This window comes from Pantoea sp. Tr-811, assembly GCF_011752535.1.
Classification (GTDB): Bacteria; Pseudomonadota; Gammaproteobacteria; order Pseudomonadales; family Pseudomonadaceae; genus Aquipseudomonas.
Genome location: NZ_VWXJ01000020.1, coordinates 44,972 through 63,814, shown reverse-complemented (window position 1 = coordinate 63,814; position 18,843 = coordinate 44,972). Strand labels below are relative to the sequence as shown.

17 protein-coding genes are annotated in these 18,843 nt (G+C 65.4%); 8 read left to right on the top strand and 9 right to left on the bottom strand.

Going from position 1 to position 18,843, the window contains the following annotated elements; genetic code table 11:
* The first annotated feature begins 1 nt into the window (after nucleotide 1).
* Entirely contained in the window at nucleotides 2-937 is a 936-nt protein-coding gene (locus tag F3J44_RS24430; protein ID WP_167067945.1) for a lipid A biosynthesis lauroyl acyltransferase, read from the top strand.
* Nucleotides 938-1,031: 94 nt separating this feature from the next.
* The gene (locus F3J44_RS24425; protein WP_167276847.1) at nucleotides 1,032-2,180 is read left to right on the top strand and encodes a patatin-like phospholipase family protein; all 1,149 of its coding nucleotides are present in this window, start codon (nucleotides 1,032-1,034) and stop codon (nucleotides 2,178-2,180) included.
* A gap of 65 nt (nucleotides 2,181-2,245) precedes the next feature.
* Here F3J44_RS24425 and F3J44_RS24420 read toward each other — a convergent pair whose 3' ends face one another.
* Together F3J44_RS24420 and F3J44_RS24415 are read right to left on the bottom strand one after the other, a co-directional pair.
* Nucleotides 2,246-3,022 carry a VacJ family lipoprotein gene (locus F3J44_RS24420; protein WP_205300169.1) on the bottom strand — a complete coding sequence of 259 codons (777 nt, stop codon included), beginning with the start codon at nucleotides 3,020-3,022 and terminating at the stop codon, nucleotides 2,246-2,248.
* Nucleotides 3,023-3,065: 43 nt separating this feature from the next.
* Nucleotides 3,066-4,364 (bottom strand): serine/threonine protein kinase, encoded by a 1,299-nt coding sequence (locus tag F3J44_RS24415; RefSeq protein WP_167067935.1) that lies wholly within the window; start codon nucleotides 4,362-4,364, stop codon nucleotides 3,066-3,068.
* Between the two features lie 189 nt (nucleotides 4,365-4,553).
* On the opposite strand from F3J44_RS24415, the gene F3J44_RS24410 reads away from it, so the two are divergent.
* On the top strand, nucleotides 4,554-4,907 hold the full coding sequence (locus tag F3J44_RS24410) for a hypothetical protein (protein WP_167276842.1): 354 nt from the start codon (nucleotides 4,554-4,556) through the stop codon (nucleotides 4,905-4,907).
* A 65-nt stretch (nucleotides 4,908-4,972) separates the two neighbouring features.
* Here F3J44_RS24410 and F3J44_RS24405 read toward each other — a convergent pair whose 3' ends face one another.
* Nucleotides 4,973-6,526, bottom strand: coding sequence for a hypothetical protein (locus F3J44_RS24405; protein WP_205300164.1), 1,554 nt, complete (start codon nucleotides 6,524-6,526; stop codon nucleotides 4,973-4,975).
* A 209-nt stretch (nucleotides 6,527-6,735) separates the two neighbouring features.
* Between F3J44_RS24405 and F3J44_RS24400 the strand changes: the two genes are divergently transcribed.
* The 3 genes from F3J44_RS24400 (at nucleotide 6,736) to F3J44_RS24390 (ending at nucleotide 9,786) form a co-directional block, all read left to right on the top strand.
* Nucleotides 6,736-7,596 (top strand): glycine betaine ABC transporter substrate-binding protein, encoded by an 861-nt coding sequence (locus F3J44_RS24400; protein WP_167276836.1) that lies wholly within the window; start codon nucleotides 6,736-6,738, stop codon nucleotides 7,594-7,596.
* 217 nt (nucleotides 7,597-7,813) lie between these two features.
* Complete coding sequence (locus F3J44_RS24395; RefSeq protein WP_167067923.1) at nucleotides 7,814-8,125, top strand: DUF485 domain-containing protein; 312 nt, start codon at nucleotides 7,814-7,816, stop codon at nucleotides 8,123-8,125.
* The gene (locus F3J44_RS24390; protein WP_167276832.1) at nucleotides 8,122-9,786 is read left to right on the top strand and encodes a cation acetate symporter; all 1,665 of its coding nucleotides are present in this window, start codon (nucleotides 8,122-8,124) and stop codon (nucleotides 9,784-9,786) included. Before F3J44_RS24395 ends, F3J44_RS24390 begins: the two co-directional genes overlap by 4 nt.
* Nucleotides 9,787-9,840: 54 nt before the next feature.
* On the opposite strand, the gene F3J44_RS24385 is transcribed toward F3J44_RS24390, so the two are convergent.
* Nucleotides 9,841-9,993: a DUF3309 family protein gene (locus F3J44_RS24385; protein ID WP_012271016.1), complete on the bottom strand. Its 153-nt coding sequence runs from the start codon at nucleotides 9,991-9,993 to the stop codon at nucleotides 9,841-9,843.
* Between the two features lie 212 nt (nucleotides 9,994-10,205).
* Between F3J44_RS24385 and F3J44_RS24380 the strand changes: the two genes are divergently transcribed.
* Nucleotides 10,206-11,015 (top strand): SDR family oxidoreductase, encoded by an 810-nt coding sequence (locus F3J44_RS24380; protein ID WP_167276829.1) that lies wholly within the window; start codon nucleotides 10,206-10,208, stop codon nucleotides 11,013-11,015.
* Nucleotides 11,016-11,142: 127 nt separating this feature from the next.
* Nucleotides 11,143-11,331: a carbon storage regulator CsrA gene (gene csrA / locus F3J44_RS24375; RefSeq protein ID WP_167067913.1), complete on the top strand. Its 189-nt coding sequence runs from the start codon at nucleotides 11,143-11,145 to the stop codon at nucleotides 11,329-11,331.
* Between the two features lie 13 nt (nucleotides 11,332-11,344).
* Here the strand turns inward: csrA and F3J44_RS24370 are convergent, their stop codons facing one another.
* The 5 genes from F3J44_RS24370 to mnmC form a co-directional block, all read right to left on the bottom strand.
* Nucleotides 11,345-11,572: a YheU family protein gene (locus tag F3J44_RS24370; RefSeq protein WP_167067910.1), complete on the bottom strand. Its 228-nt coding sequence runs from the start codon at nucleotides 11,570-11,572 to the stop codon at nucleotides 11,345-11,347.
* A 55-nt stretch (nucleotides 11,573-11,627) separates the two neighbouring features.
* Nucleotides 11,628-12,812, bottom strand: a complete 1,185-nt coding sequence (locus F3J44_RS24365; RefSeq protein ID WP_167067907.1) for an osmoprotectant NAGGN system M42 family peptidase — start codon at nucleotides 12,810-12,812, stop codon at nucleotides 11,628-11,630.
* A 110-nt stretch (nucleotides 12,813-12,922) separates the two neighbouring features.
* Entirely contained in the window at nucleotides 12,923-14,668 is a 1,746-nt protein-coding gene (gene ngg / locus F3J44_RS24360; protein ID WP_167276825.1) for an N-acetylglutaminylglutamine synthetase, read from the bottom strand.
* Between the two features lie 3 nt (nucleotides 14,669-14,671).
* A complete protein-coding gene (locus tag F3J44_RS24355; RefSeq protein WP_167276822.1) occupies nucleotides 14,672-16,459 on the bottom strand; it encodes an N-acetylglutaminylglutamine amidotransferase in 1,788 nt (595 codons plus the stop codon).
* A gap of 281 nt (nucleotides 16,460-16,740) precedes the next feature.
* Complete coding sequence (mnmC, locus tag F3J44_RS24350; protein ID WP_167276819.1) at nucleotides 16,741-18,708, bottom strand: bifunctional tRNA (5-methylaminomethyl-2-thiouridine)(34)-methyltransferase MnmD/FAD-dependent 5-carboxymethylaminomethyl-2-thiouridine(34) oxidoreductase MnmC; 1,968 nt, start codon at nucleotides 18,706-18,708, stop codon at nucleotides 16,741-16,743.
* Between the last annotated feature and the right edge of the window lie 135 nt (nucleotides 18,709-18,843).

Sequence of the window (18,843 nt, the reverse complement as noted above, 5' to 3'; positions counted from 1 at the left end):
AATGGAACGCCCGCGTTTTCGACCCTATTTCCTTCACCCGCGATTCTGGGGCCTGTGGCTGGGCCTGGGCCTGCTGTGGCTGGTGGTACAGCTGCCCTACCGCGCCTTGCTGTGGCTCGGCAGCGCCCTGGGTGCGCTGATGTACCGGGTGGCTGGCGAGCGTCGGCGCATTGCCGCGCGCAACCTGGAGCTGTGTTTCCCGGAGCTGTCCGACGACGAACGGCGCCGTTTGCTCAAGGCCAACTTCGCCTCCACCGGCATCGCTTTCTTCGAAATGGCCATGAGCTGGTGGTGGCCAAAGGCACGCCTGGCGCGCCTGGCGCACATCGAGGGCCTGGAGCACCTGCAGGCGGCGCAGCAGGCCGGGCAGGGCGCCATCTTGATGGCGGTGCACTTCACCACCCTGGAAATTGGCGCCGCCTTGCTGGGCCAGGCGCACACCATCGATGGCATGTACCGCGAGCACGGCAACCCGCTGTTCGACTTCATCCAGCGCAGTGGCCGCGAGCGGCACAACCTCGATTCGCTGGCGGTGGAGCGTGACGATGTGCGCGGCATGCTCAAGCTGCTGCGTTCGGGCCGGGCGATCTGGTACGCACCCGACCAGGATTACGGCGCCAAGCAGAGTATCTTCGTGCCGCTGTTCGGCATTCCGGCGGCAACGGTCACGGCCACCACCAAGTTTGCCCGCCTGGGCAAGGCGCAGGTGATTCCGTTCACCCAGAAGCGCCTTGAGGACGGCAGCGGCTATCGTCTGGTGATTCACCCGCCGCTCCAGGGCTTCCCGGGTGAGAGCGAAGAGGCCGATTGCCTGCGCATCAACCAGTGGGTCGAAGGGGTGTTGCGCGAGTGCCCGGAGCAGTACCTGTGGGCGCACCGGCGCTTCAAGTCGCGGCCGGAGGGTGCGCCGCGGTTGTATGACAAGAAAAAACGCTGATTGTTGTAGTGCCTGTACCGGCCCCTTCGCATGGAGCGGGCTTGCCCCGCGAAAGGGCCCGGCCTGAAAACACCACAACCCCAGGAAGGACGCCATGGCCCCACCCCCGGTAACCGGTCTTATCCTTTCTGGCGGCGGCGCCCGCGCCGCCTATCAGGTGGGCGTTCTGGCCGGCATCGCCGAACTGCTCCCGGCCGCTTCCACCAACCCCTTCCCGGTCATCGTCGGCACCTCGGCCGGCGCCATCAACGCCGTCACCCTGGCCAGCGGTGCCACCCGCTTCAACGACGCCGTGCAGCGCCTCACCACCTTCTGGCAGAACTTTCGCAGCCACCTGGTGATTCGCAGCGACTGGCCCGGGGTGATGCGCCAGGCCAGCCGATTCGTCGGCCACAGCCTGCTGGGCCTGGGCGGCCAGGTGCCGGTGGCCCTGCTCGACAGCAGCCCGCTGCGCGGCCTGTTGGAAGCGCACCTGAACCTCGACGGCATCGGCCAGGCCATCGCCGCCGAACAGCTGCGCGCGGTGGCGGTCACCGCCTTTGGCTACGAAACCGGCCAGGCGGTGACCTTCTACCAGGGCCGCGGCACCATCGACGCCTGGCTGCGCCACCGGCGCATCGGCGTGCCCACGCCGTTGACCATCGACCACCTGCTGGCCAGCGCGGCGATCCCGCTGCTGTTCGCACCGGTGCGCCTGGGCGATGAGTTCTATGGTGACGGCGCGGTGCGCCAGTCGGCGCCGATCAGCCCGGCGCTGCACCTGGGCGCCAGCCGCGTGCTGGTGGTGGGGGTGAGCGGCAACCCGCAGCGCCCGGCACCGCCGCTGCCCACCCAGCGGGTATTCAGCGGCCAGCAGCCGAGCCTGGCGCAGATTGGCGCGCACATGCTCAACAGCACCTTCATCGACAGCCTGGAAGACGATATCGAACTGTTGCAGCGGCTCAACCACCTCAGCCGTTTGCTGCCGGGGCACCTGGACGCGCGGCGCCTGGGGCTGGCGCCGGTGGATGTGCTGGTGGTGGCGCCGAGCCAGCCGCTGGATGAAATTGCGGCGCGGCACCGGCGTGAGTTGCCGGCGGCGTTGCGCTTGTTCCTGCGCGGGCCGGGGGCGACCCGCACCAGTGGCGCGGGGGTGTTGAGCTACCTGTTGTTCGAGGCCAGCTACTGCAGCGAGCTGATCGAGCTGGGGCGGCGTGATGCCTTGGCCAAGAAGCGCGAGTTGTGCCAGTTCCTGGGGATTTGAGTTTTTCTGTGCCGGCCCTTTCGCGGGGCAAGCCCGCTCCTACAACGCGAAAGGGCCGGCCCTGCTTACTCTGCTATCTGCAACTTGCGCGCCTGGGTATACACGTACCGCACTTTCTCGTACTCGAACGGTGAGTTCAGCTCGCCATAGCGGAATTTGGTGGTATAGCGCTTGTCCACCACGCGCAGGGCGAAGATTTCCGGGTGGTCGGTGCTGGTTTGTGCCACGTCCAGGTAGTTGATCGCCTGTTCCCCGGCATAGTCCACCACCAACCCGGTGGTGTCGCGCAGGTTCGAAGGGCCCAGCACCGGCAGCATCAGGTAAGGCCCCTCGGGCACCCCGTAGAAGCCCAGGGTCTGGCCGAAGTCCTCGCTCTGGCGTGGCAGGCCCATCTTGGTCGCGGGGTCCCACAGCCCGCCCACGCCGATGATGGTGTTGAACATCAGCCGTGCGGTGATTTCCGCCGAACGCTTGGCCTTGAGCTGCAGCACACTGTTGAACAGGTTCGGCACATCGCCCAGGTTGTTGAAGAAGTTGCTTACCCCGGTGCGCACGAAGCGTGGCGTCACGTACTGGTAGCCGCTCACCAGCGGCAGCAGTACCCATTGGTCGAGCCGGTAGTTGAAGTGGTAGATACGCCGGTTCATCGACTCCAGCGGGTCGTACACGTTCAGTGCTTCCAGGGTCGAGCGTTCGAACTCGCGCTGGTCCAGCCCCGGGTTGAATTTCAGTTCACGCAGTGGGTCGAGGAAACCGTCGCTTTCCGGGGCCAGGGTTGCGGAGCCGGCCACGTGTGGGTCGGCTTCGACCACGCTGGCCCGTGGCGCGGTTTCAGCGGCCATGGCATGGCCGGCCAGCAGCAGGGCCGCGGCGAAGAGGCATTTGTTAACCACGGAAGAACTCCAGCATGGCGTCGCTGTTGACGCGGTAATTGAGGTTGCCGCAATGGCCGCCATGGGGGTAGAGGGTCAGGCGATCGCCAAACACCTTGCGCAGGAACCCGATGTCGCCGGGGCCGAGGATCACGTCGTCGGCGTTGTGCATCACGGCGATCTTGTCGCTGCCGTGCAGGTAGTCGGCCAGGGCGTACAGGCTTACCTGGTTGACCAGTTGCAGGATGCTGTTGCCGTCGGTGCGGGCGCGCCACATCGGGATCACCTGCTCGGTCATGTAGCAGTCGAAGTCGCACTGCAGGGCGCGCTTGAAGAACGGCGTGAGGCTGCTGCCCTCGGTGATTGGGAACTTCGGCGGAATAATCAGGCCGCGGCGGTTGATCAGGTCGGAGGTAAAGGCGATGTCGGCCGCCGAGAAACGGAACGAGGTGCCGATCAGCATGGCCATCTGTTCATTGGACAAGTGCTGCTTGGACTGCTGGAAGTCATACAGCAGGGCGTCGTTGAGGTCGATGTAGCCCTTGTCCTGGAAGTAGCGGGTGAGCTTCTGCAGCATCAGTTCGTAGAAGGTGGTGCTGCGGTCGATGCCCTTGACCTGGGTTTGCACCAGCTTGTCGAGGTTGTTGATCGAGGTGTACAGGTTCACCGGCGGGTTCAGCAGCAGCACGCGCTTGAAGTTGAAGCTGCGGCGGGTTTCGTCCAGGTGGCTGACGAAGGCTGCATCCAGCGCGCCAAGGCTGTAGCCGGTGAGGTAATACTCGCTGACCGGCAGGCGCGGGTGCTGGGCTCGCACGGCCTGCATCACCCGGTACATGTCCTCGGCGTCGTCCTGGCTGATGCCGGGGGTAGCGAAGCGCGAAGCGGCGCTCATGAAGTCGTAGCTGGTGGGCGAGGACAACTGCACCACATGGAAGCCGGCCTGGTAGAACAGCTTCTTCAGGTATTCGTTGATGCTGCTGGAATAGGGCGCACCGGTGCCGGCAATGATGAAGATCAGCGGCGCCGCGTGGTCCTGGCGGGCCAGGCGATACTTGAGCTTCTTCACCGCCCAGAAGTTGTCGGGCAGGGTGAAGGCCCGCTCCGGGCGCAGGTTCAGGCTGTAGTCGGACTGGTTGATGTCATCGTCGCTGGGCAGGGTCGGGCGCTGGTCCGGCGGCGTGGTGGCAATGGTGGCCTCGAACGGGTTGGTCAAGGGGTAGCCATAGCTTGCGGCGTCGATATCCCGCGCCGAAGCGGCGGCAGCCATGAGCAGGCCGCCAAGAAGGGCGACTAGGCGCCAGGATCGAAGCATGTATTCCCCCAGAAGGATCAAGGTCGTGCGGTACGCAGGCTAGGACCATCGCTCTACCGGCAAAGTTGCCCGGTGCAGTGGCCTTTGGTGTGCTTGTTATCTGCAACATAGCTGCAGGGTTGTGATTTTGCCTTAGAACAGGGCTTGGGCGATCATGGATGATTTCGATTACCGCTATTGGAGAACGGGATGTCTCGATCGCTGCCAGCCGCTCTGTTGCTGGTGTTTCTGGCGTTGTGGCTCGCGGCCAGTTATGGCGTGCGCTATGGGCTGATGGAGGATGGCCAGTGGGTTGGTCTGTGCACGGTGCCAGCCGACCACTGGCAGTGCCAGGCGCGGGCGTGGCTGGGGCTGGGGATTCATTGGCAGGTGCTGCCCTGGGCCGGGCTTGGGCTTTCGCTGCTGGCGCAGCTCGTGGCTGGCCGGGCAGGGTGGTGGTTGGCGGTTCTGGGGCTGCTGTTCGGCATTCCCGCCCTGGTGCTGTATACCGCCAGCATCGCGGTGTTTGCGGTGGTATTGGCGGGCTTGCGTTTGGTCCGGTGACCCGCGCAGCCCCAACCGGCGCCTGCACATCCCTGGTAGGAGCGAGCGCAGCTCGCGATAGGCCCTCAAGCCTTACGCGACCTCAGGCTGCGCCACAAAGCCGCGGTCATCAGCACACTGACCAACGCCCACCCCCAGGCCTGCTGGTTTTCCAGCCCTTCCCGATACAACTGCGGCAACACCCCGGCGCCGACGATAAATGCCAGCAACGCCACCTCCGCCCGCCGCGCCGCGACCGGCCACAACAGGTAAACCACGGCCGGCAGTGCCAGCGCTGCGGTTGGGAAACTGCGATAACGCGGGTCGAACACCATCGCCAGCATGCTCACCGCCGCCGCGAACCCAGCGGCCAGCAGCCACCACCCCGCCCGTGCCTGCAACCAGGCGAACAGCCGCTTGCGCCAGCCCTCGCGGTGCACCAGCCCCAAGGCGACGTGCATCAACACCAACACGTTCAACCCAGCCAGCACCATCGCCCACAGCCACTCCCCGGCAAACCGTGCGTGAGTACGCATCAGCTCGCCCCACAACCCCAGGCACCCTGCGCCGAACGCCACCAGCAACGGCAACAGCAGCGCCGCCAGCGGCGTGGCGGGGCGCCCGACGGCCAGCAGCAGGGCCGCCAGCAGTGCCGCGCAAGCCAGCAGCCACTGTGGCCACAATGGCAAGTTGCTGACCGGGCCTTCGAGCACGCCCTTGTCCTGCCGGTTGGCGTCGTACAGCCCCCAGTAGCCGCCCACCGCGCCCTCGTTGGCCCGCTTCCAGGGTTGGTCGAATGCCTCGATCAGGTTGTAGTGCCAGCCGTTGGCCTCGGCCAGGGCCACGAACCCGCGAATGAAACGCGCCTCGTTGGCCCGGCTGGGAATGGCGGTTTCGCGCTGGCGGCCTTCACTGGGCCAGCCAGTTTCGCCAATGAAGATGTCCTTGGGCGCAAAGCGCGTGCCGAACACCCGGCGCACCTCGGCTACATGGGCCAGGGCATCGTCGATGCCGCGCGGGTCGTCTTCCCAATAGGGCAGCAGGTGGATGGTCAGAAAGTCCACCGCCGGTGCAATTTGCGGGTGCTGCAGCCAGAACTCCCAGACATCGGCGTAGGTCACCGGCACCTTGACCTGGCCTTTCACCTGTTCGATCAACCCGGCCAGGCGCTCGCCGGTGACTTCCTTGCGCAGCAGCGTCTCGTTGCCCACGATCACCGCGCTGACCACGTCGGGGTTGGCATTGGCAGAGGCAATCAGCGCCTTCACTTCCTTGTCGGTGTCGGCGGGGTTGGCATTGACCCAGGCACCGAGCATCACTTTCAGCCCATGCTTGCGTGCCAGGGCCGGAATGGCCTCAAGCCCGGTCATGGAATAGGTGCGGATGCACTGAAATCGCTCAGCCAGCAGGGCAAGGTCGGCGTCCATGCGCGCCGGGCGCAGGCGAAACGGCTGGTCGTAGGGCGACTGGTCCTTGTCGAAGGGCGTGTAGGACGCGCACTGCAACTTGTGCGTGGGGCTGGCCGCATCCGGCAGGGTCACCGGCTTGCCAAGCCCGTACCAGAGCGCCCCCAGCCCCAGCAGGGCCAGCAGGCAGGCGAGCAGGTACAACGGCAACAGCAAGCGGGTGGCTTCGGGCATCGGGCGGTCCATCGTCAGGCACAAAGCGTTAGATAGTAGCCCGGCGCCAAACCTTTGGCATGCAAGGATCGCGCAGGCCCGCATGGGCCGATGCCGCTAATGGCACAGTGCTGTCGCATATGGCGCGGGTATAGGTCGCAGCTGGAGCAGGTCGGGGTTTGTTGCAGGAAGATGATGCAATCTCCTAGACCTGACGAGGGGATGCTTTGATGGCTACTTTTACAAGAATGCGCCGTTTCCTGGGGGTGGGCACCGCCCTGGTACTGGCCATGGGCGCTGCACAGGCCATGGCCAAGGAAGTCAGCATCGGTTACGTGGACGGTTGGGCCGACAGCGTGGCCACCTCCAACGTCGCCGCCGAGGTTATCAAGCAGAAACTCGGCTATGACGTGAAGCTGCAGGCCGTTGCCGCAGGCATCATGTGGCAGGGCGTGGCCACCGGCAAGCTCGATGCGATTCTCTCGGCGTGGCTGCCCGTCACCCACGGCGAATACTGGGCCAAGAACAAGGACAAAGTGGTCGACTACGGGCCTAACTTCAAGGACGCGAAAATCGGCCTGATCGTGCCAGACTACGTGAAGACCCAAAGCATCGCCGACCTCAAGACCGACAATGGCTACAAGCAGCAGATCGTTGGCATCGACGCAGGCTCCGGGGTAATGATAAAGACCGACCAGGCGATCAAGGACTACGACCTGACCGGCTACAAACTGCGCGCCAGCTCCGGCGCCGGGATGACCACCGAGCTGGGCAAGGCCTACGCCAAGCAGGAGCCGATTGTGGTGACCGGCTGGGTGCCGCACTGGATGTTCGCCAAGTGGAAACTGAAATTCCTCGATGACCCGAAAGGGGTGTATGGCGCGGCGGAAACCGTCAACAACATCGGCAGCAAGGAACTGGCGACCAAAGCGCCGGAAGTCGTGGAATTCCTCAAGAAGTTCCAGTGGCAGTCCAAGGACGAGATCGGCGAGGTGATGCTGGCGATCCAGAATGGGGCCAAGCCTGAAGTGGCGGCCAAGGATTGGGTGAGCAAGCACCCGGACCGTGTCAGCGAGTGGACAGGCAAGTGATCGGTCGTTAGGGCCAGTTTTGCGGCTTCGCGGGGCAAGCCCGCTCCTACACGCGGCTCCTTGTAGGAGCGGGCTTGCCCCGCGAAAGGGCCCCCTTTGTTACACAATCGGTAAAGCACCGATGCATCTAAGACTAAGGTCGTCTGGTTGGCGTCCAGCGGCAGCATAAAGTAAGGGTGTGGGTACATCCCCTACCTGTGCTGCTAGGACAAAAACAATGAACGACAGCATTTACCTCTCGATACAAAACAGCCCGCGCTTCAAGGAGCTGGTCAGCAAACGTGAACGTTTCGCCTGGATCCTCTCGGCGATCATGCTCGGCCTCTACTGCGCCTTCATCCTCCTCATTGCCTACGGTCCCCAAGTGCTTGGCGCCAAGCTCAGCCCTGGGTCGTCGATTACCTGGGGCATTCCCCTGGGCGTCGGCCTGATCGTCTCGGCCTTTGTGCTCACCGCCATCTACGTTCGCCGCGCCAATGGCGAATTCGATGAGCTGAACAAGGCCATCCTGAAGGAGGCGCAACAATGATCCGTCACGCCAAAACCTTGGCCGTACTGGCCTGCGGAGCCTTCGCACCCGCCGTGTGGGCCGCCGATGCCCTGACCGGCGAGGTGCAGAAGCAACCGCTCAACGTTTCCGCCATCGCCATGTTCGTGGCCTTCGTCGCCTTTACCCTGGGCATCACCTATTGGGCGTCCAAGCGCAACAAGTCGGCCTCCGACTACTACGCCGCCGGCGGCAAGATCACCGGCTTTCAGAACGGCCTGGCGATTGCCGGCGACTACATGTCTGCCGCCTCGTTCCTGGGCATTTCCGCGCTGGTGTTCACCTCCGGCTACGACGGCCTGATCTACTCCATCGGCTTCCTGGTCGGCTGGCCGATCATCCTCTTCCTGATCGCCGAGCGCCTGCGCAACCTGGGCAAGTACACCTTTGCCGACGTTGCCTCGTACCGCCTGGGGCAGAAGGAAATTCGCACCCTGTCGGCCTCCGGTTCGCTGGTGGTGGTGGCGTTCTACCTGATTGCGCAGATGGTCGGCGCCGGCAAGCTGATCGAGCTGCTGTTCGGCCTGGACTACCACGTGGCGGTCATCCTGGTGGGCATCCTGATGTGCTTGTACGTGCTGTTCGGCGGCATGCTGGCCACCACCTGGGTGCAGATCATCAAGGCCGTGCTGCTGCTGTCCGGTGCCAGCTTCATGGCGCTGATGGTGATGAAACACGTGGGCTTCGACTTCAACACCCTGTTCTCCGAGGCGATCAAGGTACACGCCAAGGGCGAGGCGATCATGAGCCCCGGCGGCCTGGTCAAGGACCCGATCTCGGCGTTCTCCCTGGGCCTGGCGCTGATGTTCGGCACCGCTGGCCTGCCGCACATCCTGATGCGCTTCTTCACCGTCAGCGACGCCAAGGAAGCGCGCAAGAGCGTGCTGTATGCCACCGGCTTCATCGGCTACTTCTACATCCTGACCTTCATCATCGGCTTCGGCGCCATTCTGCTGGTCAGCACCAACCCCGAATTCAAGGACGCCACCGGCGCCCTGCTCGGCGGCAACAACATGGCGGCGGTGCACCTGGCCAATGCCGTGGGCGGTAGCGTGTTCCTCGGCTTCATCTCGGCGGTGGCCTTCGCCACCATCCTGGCGGTGGTGGCGGGCCTGACCCTGGCCGGTGCCTCGGCGGTGTCCCACGACCTGTACGCCAGCGTATGGCGCAAGGGCAAGGCCAACGACAAGGACGAGATCCGCGTGTCGAAGATCACCACCGTCGCCCTGGGCGTACTGGCGATCGGCCTGGGTATCCTGTTCGAGAAGCAGAACATCGCCTTCATGGTGGGCCTGGCGTTCTCCATTGCTGCCAGCTGCAACTTCCCGGTGCTGCTGCTTTCGATGTACTGGAAGAAGCTGACCACCCGCGGCGCGATGATCGGCGGTTGGCTGGGCCTGATCAGTGCGGTGACGCTGATGATCCTCGGCCCGACCATCTGGGTGCAGATCCTTGGCCACGAGAAAGCGATCTACCCGTACGAGTACCCGGCGCTGTTCTCGATGATCATTGCCTTCGTGGGTATCTGGTTCTTCTCGGTCACCGACAAGTCCAAGGCGGCCGACGACGAGCGTGCCAAGTTCTTCCCGCAGTTCGTGCGTTCGCAAACCGGCCTGGGGGCTTCCGGCGCGGTATCGCACTGATCCCTGCAGCCAAGAAAAAACCGCGCCTCGGCGCGGTTTTTTCGTTCCAGGGCGCTAGATCATGCCCAGTAACAACAGCACCAGCAGAATGACCAGCACCACGCCGACGATGCCGGACGGGCCATAGCCCCAACTGCGTGAATGCGGGAAGACCGGTAAGCCACCAATCAGCAGAAGGATCAGGATGATGATGAGAATCGTGGTCATGAGGGAATCCTTGCGTGGTTGAAGGTCAAGGGCCTCGTAATGCTGGCCTCTTGATAATTCCGACTCTTGCCGCTTGGGAAAGATTCCATTTGTGTGCTGCCGGGACAGACTATGCAGTCATGCCCGGCCATTCACTATCCTGATGAATCCTGCCTCTGGCCAAGGCCTTGATTAGACTCCTCGCACAACCTGTCAGAACAAGGCGAGCCACCATGCAAAACCGCATCATGATCACCGGCGCCGGTTCCGGCCTCGGCCGCGAGATCGCCCTGCGCTGGGCACGCGACGGCTGGCGCCTGGCGCTTGCCGATGTCAACGAGGCAGGCCTGCGCGACACCCTGGAGCAGGTGCGCGCCGCAGGCGGCGAGGGCTTCATCCAGCGCTGCGACGTGCGCGACTACAGCCAGCTCACCGCCCTGGCCCAGGCCTGCGAAGACAAGTTCGGCGGTATCGACGTGGTCGTCAACAACGCCGGCGTCGCCTCGGGCGGCTTTTTCGCCGAGCTGTCGCTGGAAGACTGGGACTGGCAGATCGCAATCAACCTGATGGGCGTGGTCAAGGGCTGCAAGGCCTTCCTGCCGCTGCTCGAACGCAGCAAGGGGCGCATCATCAACGTCGCGTCCATGGCCGCCCTGATGCAGGGCCCGGGCATGAGCAACTACAACGTGGCCAAGGCCGGCGTGCTGGCGTTGTCGGAAAGCCTGCTGGTGGAGCTGCGCCAGCTTGAGGTGGCGGTGCACTGTGTGTGCCCCTCGTTCTTCCAGACCAACCTGCTGGACTCGTTCCGCGGGCCCAACCCGGCCATGAAGGCCCAGGTTGGCAAGCTGCTGGAGGGCTCGCCGATCAGTGCCGCCGACATTGCCGAGCACATTCACCAGCAGGTTGCGGCCGGCCAGTTCCTGATCCTGCCCCACGAGGCCGGGCAGCAGGCCTGGGCACTCAAGCGCCAGGCGCCGGAAAAGCTGTATGACGAAATGGCGGAGATGGCGGTGAAGATGCGGGCAAAGGCCCATTCACGCTGAATGTGGGATCTGTCTGTAGGAAGTTTTACCACCCCTTGTAGGGTGATTCTGAATTTCCGGCGAACCGTTGTGTAGCTGAATATCCGCATGCAGGCTGGGGTTTTCCCACAGGTAGGAGAACCCCAGCATGTTGGTAATCGGACGTGAAGTCGGTGAAGTCATCATCATTGGCGACAACATTCACATCAAGGTCGTGGAAACCCGCGACAACCAGGTGCGCTTCGGCGTAACCGCGCCGCGCGAGGTGGCGGTGCACCGGGCCGAAGTGTATCGGCGGATCAAGGAAGGGGAGGTGCGCAAGGCCAAACGGTGTTGAATGGCCTTGCTGGTCACTCCAGCAACTCGCGCGGCACATCATGCCGCGCCAGCAACTGGCACTGTTGGCTTTCCAGGTCGAACAGGATGAACGCCTGCCCCTTGGCCAATGCCTGACGCACCCGCAGCACGCGGGTTTCCAGCGGCGTGTCATCGCCGTTGTCGGTGCCGTCACGGGTCACGAAGTCCTCGATCAGGCGGGTCAGGGTTTCAGCTTGCAGTTGGTCGTAAGGGATCAGCATGGGCAGGGCACGGTTCTGTTGACGAATACCTGCATGCTACGCGAATCCGCCTCCGTCAGCTTTTGTTTCCTACCAGGCTGTCCACCGCCGGCACCCGGGTATCGCTCTCCATTTGCGCATCGTGCTCCAACTGGTGGCTGAAGCGCTCCAGTGAAGCGTTGGCCGGTTGCGAGTCGCTGGCGAACACCGGCGGGCTCAACAGGTAGGCCGACAGCAGGCGGCTGAGCGCGGCCAGGCTGTCGATATGGGTGCGCTCGTAGCCATGGGTGGCGTCGCAGCCGAAGGCCACCAACGCGGTGCGAATGTCGTGGCCTGCCGTTACCGCCGAATGGGCGTCGCTGAAGTAGTAGCGGAACAGGTCGCGGCGCACCGGCAGGTCGTGATCGCCGGCAAGCTTCAGCAAGTGGCGCGACAAGTGGTAGTCATAGGGCCCGGAGGAATCCTGCATGGCCACGCTTACCGCGTGTTCGCTGGAGGCCTGGCCGGGCGCCACCGGTGCGATGTCGATGCCGACGAACTCGCTGACGTCCCAGGGCAGGGCGGCAGCGGCGCCGGAGCCGGTTTCCTCGGTGATGGTGAACAGCGGGTGGCAGTCGATCAACGGCTGGCGGCCGCTTTCCACCACGGCCTTGAGCGCCGCCAGCAATGCCGCCACCCCAGCCTTGTCGTCCAGGTGGCGGGCGCTGATATGGCCGCTTTCGGTGAACTCTGGCAACGGGTCGAAGGCCACGAAGTCACCGATGGCGATGCCCAGCGCCTCGCAATCGGCGCGGGTGGTGCAGTAGGCGTCCAGGCGCACTTCCACGTGCTCCCAGCTGATCGGCATCTGGTCGATGGCGGTATTGAAGGCGTGCCCGCTGGCCATCAGCGGCAGCACGCTGCCACGGAACACGCCGGTGTCGGTGAACACGCTGACCCGGCTGCCTTCGGCGAAGCGGCTCGACCAGCAGCCCACCGGCGCCAGCGCCAGGCGGCCGTTGTCCTGCAATTGGCGCACGCTGGCGCCGATGGTGTCCAGGTGGGCCGAGACGGCGCGGTCGGGGGAGCTTTGCCGGCCCTTGAGGGTGGCACGGATGGTGCCGCGGCGGGTCAGTTCGAAGGGGATGCCCAGCTCGTCCAGGCGTTCGGCCACATAGCGCACGATGGTGTCGGTGAAACCGGTGGGGCTGGGGATGGCAAGCATTTCCAGCAGCACGCGCTTGAGGTAGTCGAGGTCGGGTTCGGGGTGTCGTTCGGTCATGGGGGTTCCTCTTTTTTTGTGCCGGCCTCTTCGCGGGGCAAGCCCGCTCCTACAGGTACCGCGCATCCCCTGTAGGAGCGGGCTTGCCCCGCGAAGAGGCCATCACTGTGTTACGCCAACGCTCGGCTATGCGGAAACAGCAGGTCGACAAAGCGCTCGGCCGTGGGCTGTGGCTCATGATTGGCCAGCCCGGCACGCTCGTTGGCTTCGATGATCACGTACTCCGGGCATTCGGCATCGCGCACCATGAAGTCCAGGCCCACCACCGGAATTTCCAGCGCCCGCGCCGCGCGCACGGCGGCATCGGCCAGCACCGGGTGCAGGCGCTGGGTCACGTCCTCCAGGGTGCCGCCGGTGTGCAGGTTGGCTGTACGGCGCACGGCCAGGCGCTGGCCGGCCGGCAGCACGTCGTCGTAGCCCAGCCCCGCGCCGTGCAGGGTGCGCTCGGTTTCGTCATCCAGCGGAATACGGCTTTCGCCGCCGGTGGCTGCCTGGCGCCGACGGCTCTGCGCCTCGATCAACTGGCGAATGCTGTGCTTGCCATCGCCAATCACCTGGGCCGGGTGGCGAATGGCCGCGGCCACCACCTCGAAGCCGATCACCAGGATGCGCAGGTCGCTGCCAGGGTGGAAGCTTTCCAGCAGCACCCGGCTGTCGAACTGGCGGGCGTTCTCCACGGCGCGGGTCACGTCGTCAACAGTGTTCAGGTTCACCGCCACGCCCTGGCCTTGCTCGCCATCCACCGGCTTGACCACCACCGCGCCGTGTTCGTCGAGAAACGCCAGGTTATCGTCGGCATTGCCCGCCAGCTGCTGCGCCGGCACCTGCAACCCCGCGTTGTGCAGGGCCTGGCGGGTCAGGCGCTTGTCCTGGCACAGGGTCATGGTCACGGCGCTGGTAAGGTCGCTCAGCGACTCGCGGCAGCGAACGCGGCGCCCGCCCAGGCTGAGCGTGAACAGGCCAGCGGCGGCGTCGTCCACCTGCACCTCGATGCCCCGGCGCAGGGCCTCGTCGACGATGATGCGGGCATAGGGGTTCAAGTTGGCTGCCGGGCCGGGGCCCAGGAACAGCTGCTGGTTGATGCCATTACGGCGCTTCACCGCAAAGGTCGGCAGGTTACGAAAACCGAGCTTTTCATACAGCCGCTTGGCCTGGCGGTTGTCGTGCAGCACCGACAGGTCGAGGTAGGTCAGGCCACGGCTCATGAAGTGCTCGATCAGGTGGCGCACCAGCACCTCGCCCACGCCCGGGCGGGTGCACTGCGGGTCCACCGCCAGGCACCACAGGCTGCTGCCGTGCTCGGGGTCGTCGAAGGCCTTGCTGTGGTTCAGGCCCATGACGCTGCCGATCACCGCGCCGCTGTCTTCGTCCTCGGCCAGCCAGTACACCGGGCCGCCGAGGTGGCGCGGGGTGACTCGGTCGGGGTCCACCGGCAGCATGCCACGCGCCTGGTAGAGGGTATTGATGGCGTGCCAGTCCGCCTCGTTCTGCGCCCGGCGCACGCGAAAGCCGCGGAACACCCGCTGCGCCGGGCGGTAGTCGGTGAACCACAGGCGCAGGGTGTCGGAGGGGTCGAGGAACAGCTGTTGCGGGGCCTGGGCCAGCAACTGCTGGGGCGCGGCCACGTACAGGGCGATGTCGCGCTCGCCTGGGCGCTCCTCCTGCAGCGCCTGGGCCAGGCTGGCTGGGTCGGGGTAGGTGTGGCCGATCAGCAGCCGGCCCCAGCCGCAGTGCAGGGCGCGGGGCTGGTCGTGGGGGTCGCTGCCATCGCCGGCCAGGCGCGCCTGCAGGCGCTCGTAGGACGGCGCCTGGCCGCGCAGCAGGCGCTGACCGTAGGCGATCTCGTGGGCTTTCATCGGTCAGATTCCTTGTTCGCTGAGCCACAGGTTCAGGGCCGCCAGCTGCCAAAGCTTGGAGCCGCGCAGTGGGGTGAGCTGGCCGTGTGGGTTGCTCAGCAGGCGGTCGAGCATGGCCGGGTTGAACAGGCCTCGGTCCTGGCTCGGGTCGGTCAGCAGGTCGCGCACCCAGCCCAGGGTGGCGCCTTCCAGATGCTTGAGGCCCGGGACCGGGAAGTAGCCCTTCTTGCGGTCGATCACCTCGTGGGGGATCACCCGCCGCGCTGCTTGCTTGAGCACCTGCTTGCCGCCGTCCGGCAGCTTGAAGCGCGCCGGAATGCGCGCCGACAGCTCGACCAGGCGGTAGTCCAGGAATGGCGTGCGCGCCTCCAGGCCCCAGGCCATGGTCATGTTGTCCACCCGTTTGACCGGGTCGTCGACCAGCATCACCGTGCTGTCCAGGCGCAGGGCCTTGTCTACCGCATCGGCCGCGCCGGGGCGGGCGAAGTGCTCGCGCACGAAATCGCCGGCAGCGTCGGTTTCCAGCAGCCAGGGCGCTTGCACCGTGTCGCGGTACTCCTCGTGGCTGCGGTCGAAGAAGGCCTCGCGGTAGGCGCCGAAGGCATCGGCGGCGCCGTCCACTTTCGGGTACCAGTGGTAGCCGGCGAACAGCTCATCGGCGCCCTGGCCGCTTTGCACGCCCTTGCAGTGCTTGGCCACTTCCCGCGACAGCAGGTAGAAGGCGATGCAGTCGTGGCTGACCATCGGTTCGCTCATGGCGCGGAAGGCGGCCGGCAGTTGCTCGATGATCTCGTGCTCGGCAATGCGCAGTTGATGGTGACGGGTGCCGTAGTGCCTGGCGATCAGGTCGGAGTACTGGAATTCGTCGCCGCGTTCGCCGCCGGCGTCTTCGAAACCGATGGAGAAGGTCGACAGGTCGTCCACACCCACTTCACGCAGCAGGCCGACCAACAGGCTTGAGTCGACGCCGCCGGACAGCAGCACGCCAACGTCCACCGCCGCCCGTTGGCGGATGGCCACGGCGTCGCGGGTGGCGTCGAGCACGCGGGTGGTCCAGCCTTCCAGGTCCAGGTCACGTTCGTCGGGGTTGGGGCCGTAGTGCAGCTGCCACCAGGTCTGGCGTTCCACCTCGCCGTGGCGGTTGATGCGCATCCAGGTGCCGGGCTCAAGCTTCTGCACATTGGCCAGCAGGGTACGTGGGGCCGGCACCACGGCGTGGAAGTTGAGGTAGTGGTTGAGCGCCACCGGGTCGATCATCGGGTCGATGTCACCGCCCTTGAGCAACGCTGGCAGGGTGGAGGCGAAACGCAGGCGCTCGCCGTTGCGCGACAGGTACAGCGGCTTGACCCCGAGGCGGTCGCGGGCCAGGAACAGGCGCTGGTTGTCGCGCTCCCAGATGGCCAGGGCGAACATGCCGTTGAGCTTGGGCAGCAACGCCGCGCCCCAGGCGTGGTAGCCCTTGAGCAACACCTCGGTGTCGCCGTCGGACCAGAAGGTATAGCCCAGGTCTTGCAGTTCCTGGCGCAGTTCGGGGAAGTTGTAGATGGCGCCGTTGAACGCCAGCGACAGGCCCAGGGTGTTGTCGACCATTGGCTGCGCCGAGCCGTCGGACAAGTCCATGATCTTCAGCCGGCGGTGGCCGAGGGCAATCGGGCCCTGGCTATGGAAGCCCCACGCATCCGGGCCGCGAGGCGCCAGGTGATGGGTGATGCGCTCTACCGCAGCCAGGTCGGCTGGGCGAGGGGCTTGGTCGATGGGGGTGAAACGCAACTCTCCTGCTAATCCGCACATAAGTCCTTACCGGTTTTTCCGTTGGGGAATGAGTGCCCCGGATTAGGGCACCCTGTAAGGAACTGACCTGTGTGGTTTGTGGGAGTTTTAGATCGATCTGTTATAAGGCTGAAGGCATATCTTGTTCCTGGCGTAGGAGCGAGCGCAGCTCGCGATGCGCCGCCTGCGGCGCTCCATGGCACAGGCAACACTGTAGATAGCCATTAGCTGGGGAACCGCGCGCCGCAGGCGGCGCATCGCGAGCTACGCTCGCTCCTACCGAACGCGGAAGCAGTGAGCTGTTATTTGCCGCGAATCAACTTGCGCAACGCAAACCGGTTCGGGTGGCAGGCCTCGGCCACCGCCCTGGGCAATGGCAGCGGCTCCCCGCATACCCAAGCCGCAATCAACTCGCCACTGAGCGGCGCGGTGATCAACCCCCGCGACCCATGCCCGCTGTTCACATACAGCCCATCCAGCCACGGGCACGCCACCTCCGGCACTTGCCGTGCATCCTTGCCCAGCACCGCAAAGGCCTCGGCGAACGCCGCAGGCTCGGCCAGCGGCCCAACAATCGGCAAGTAGTCCGGGCTGGTGCAGCGAAACGCCGCGCGCCCCTGCAATTGCCCGGCATCCAGCGCCGCTGCGCCCAGGCGCTGGGCCAGGTCGGGGGATATTTCATCGAGCAGCGCCAGGTTGCCCTGATGCTCGGCCACCGTCGGGGCAAGGTCGTCGCTGTGGAAGTCGAAGCTGGCGCCCAGGGTGTGCTCACCGTCGCGCGGTGGCGCCACGTAACCCTCGGCGCACACCACCGTGCGCAGTGCACGGCTGGCCTCGGTGGCCGGCAGGCGGGTGATCTGCCCGCGAATGCGCTTGAGCGGCAATGCCGCGCACGGCGCGAAACGGCGCACGTCGGCGGCCCCGGCCAGCACCGCCACGGGCGCGCTGGCCAACAGCTGTTCGCCGCTCCAGGCTTGCCAGAGGCCATCGGCCTGGCGCAGTTCCACCACGTCCTGATGCACCAGCACGCGGATGTTGGAATGCTGCAGTTGCAGGCGGCACAGAGCCGGCGGGTGAACCCAGCCGCCTTCAGGGTAGAACAGGCCACCGGATGGCAGCGCCACCCCGGCAAGCGCCTGGGCCTCGGTTTGCGCCAGCGTGCGCAGCAGGCCGCTGTCGAAGGCCTGGGCGAGCTTGGCCTGGCGCTCGCCTTCCTTGCTGTCGAAGGCCAGTTGCAGCACGCCGCAGGCATCCCAGTCCTGGCCTTTCTGCAGGCGTTCAAGCTGGCGCCGGGTGTAGCCGAACCCGCAAAGAATCATCTGCGACAGCGCCGTGCCGTGGGCGGAAAGCTTCAGATACAGCACCCCTTGCGGGTTGCCCGAGGCTTCCTGGGCAGGGGCCTCGTGGCGCTCCAGCACCGTCACCTGCCAACCACGCCGGGCAAGGCTGGCCGCCGTGGCGCTGCCGGCCAGCCCCGCGCCGACCACCAGTGCCTGGCGTGGGCCGTCGCCCAGGGCCGGTCGGGCATACCAGGGCGCTGGCCCGCTGGCATTGGCCGCGCCGATGTAGTGGCCGCTCATCACTTCCCATTTTTTGCCGATGCCTGGGATTTTCTTCATGCGAAAACCCGCGTCGATCAAGCCACGGCGTACCCAGCCGGTGGTGGTGAAGGTGCCCAGGGTGGTGTCGGCGTGGGCCAGCCGCGCCAGTTGCGCGAACAGCTCGGGTGTCCACATGTCGGGGTTCTTCGCCGGGGCGAAACCGTCGAGGAACCACACGTCGATGCGGGCGTCGAGCTGTGGCAGCTGTTCCAGCACATCGCCCACCAGCAAGGTCAGGGTGACCCGGCCGTTGTCGAAGCTGAACTGCTGGAAGCCCGGGTGCACGGCCACGTACTGCTGCAGGAACGGCTCGGTGAAGGCCGCCAGTTCCGGCCACAGGCGCATGGCGCGGGCCATGTCGTCGTAACTGAGGGGAAACTTCTCGACGCTGACGAAGTGCAGGCGCGCCTGGGCATGGGCCAGTTCGGCGAACAGCTGCCAGGCGCAGAAGAAATTCATGCCGGTGCCAAAGCCGGTTTCGCCGATCACCAGGCAGGCATCGGGCGCCAGCGCGGCGAAGCGCTCGCGCAGGCGGGTTTGTTCCAGGAAGACGTAGCGGGTTTCGTCGGTGCCTTCGTTTTTCGAGAAGTACACGTCGTCGTATTGCCGCGAGTGGGGGCGGCCCTGGTCGTCCCAGTCGATCTGGGCGTGCTGGAGGAGGGTGGACATGGTTGGCTCGGTTGCAGCGGATAGCGGATTTTATGTTATCCGGGCGCATTTGCGCAGGCCGTACTGGGTGCTGCACCTGTAGGAGCGGGCTTGCCCCGCGAAGAGCCCCGCACAGACCCCGCACAATTCCGCTAG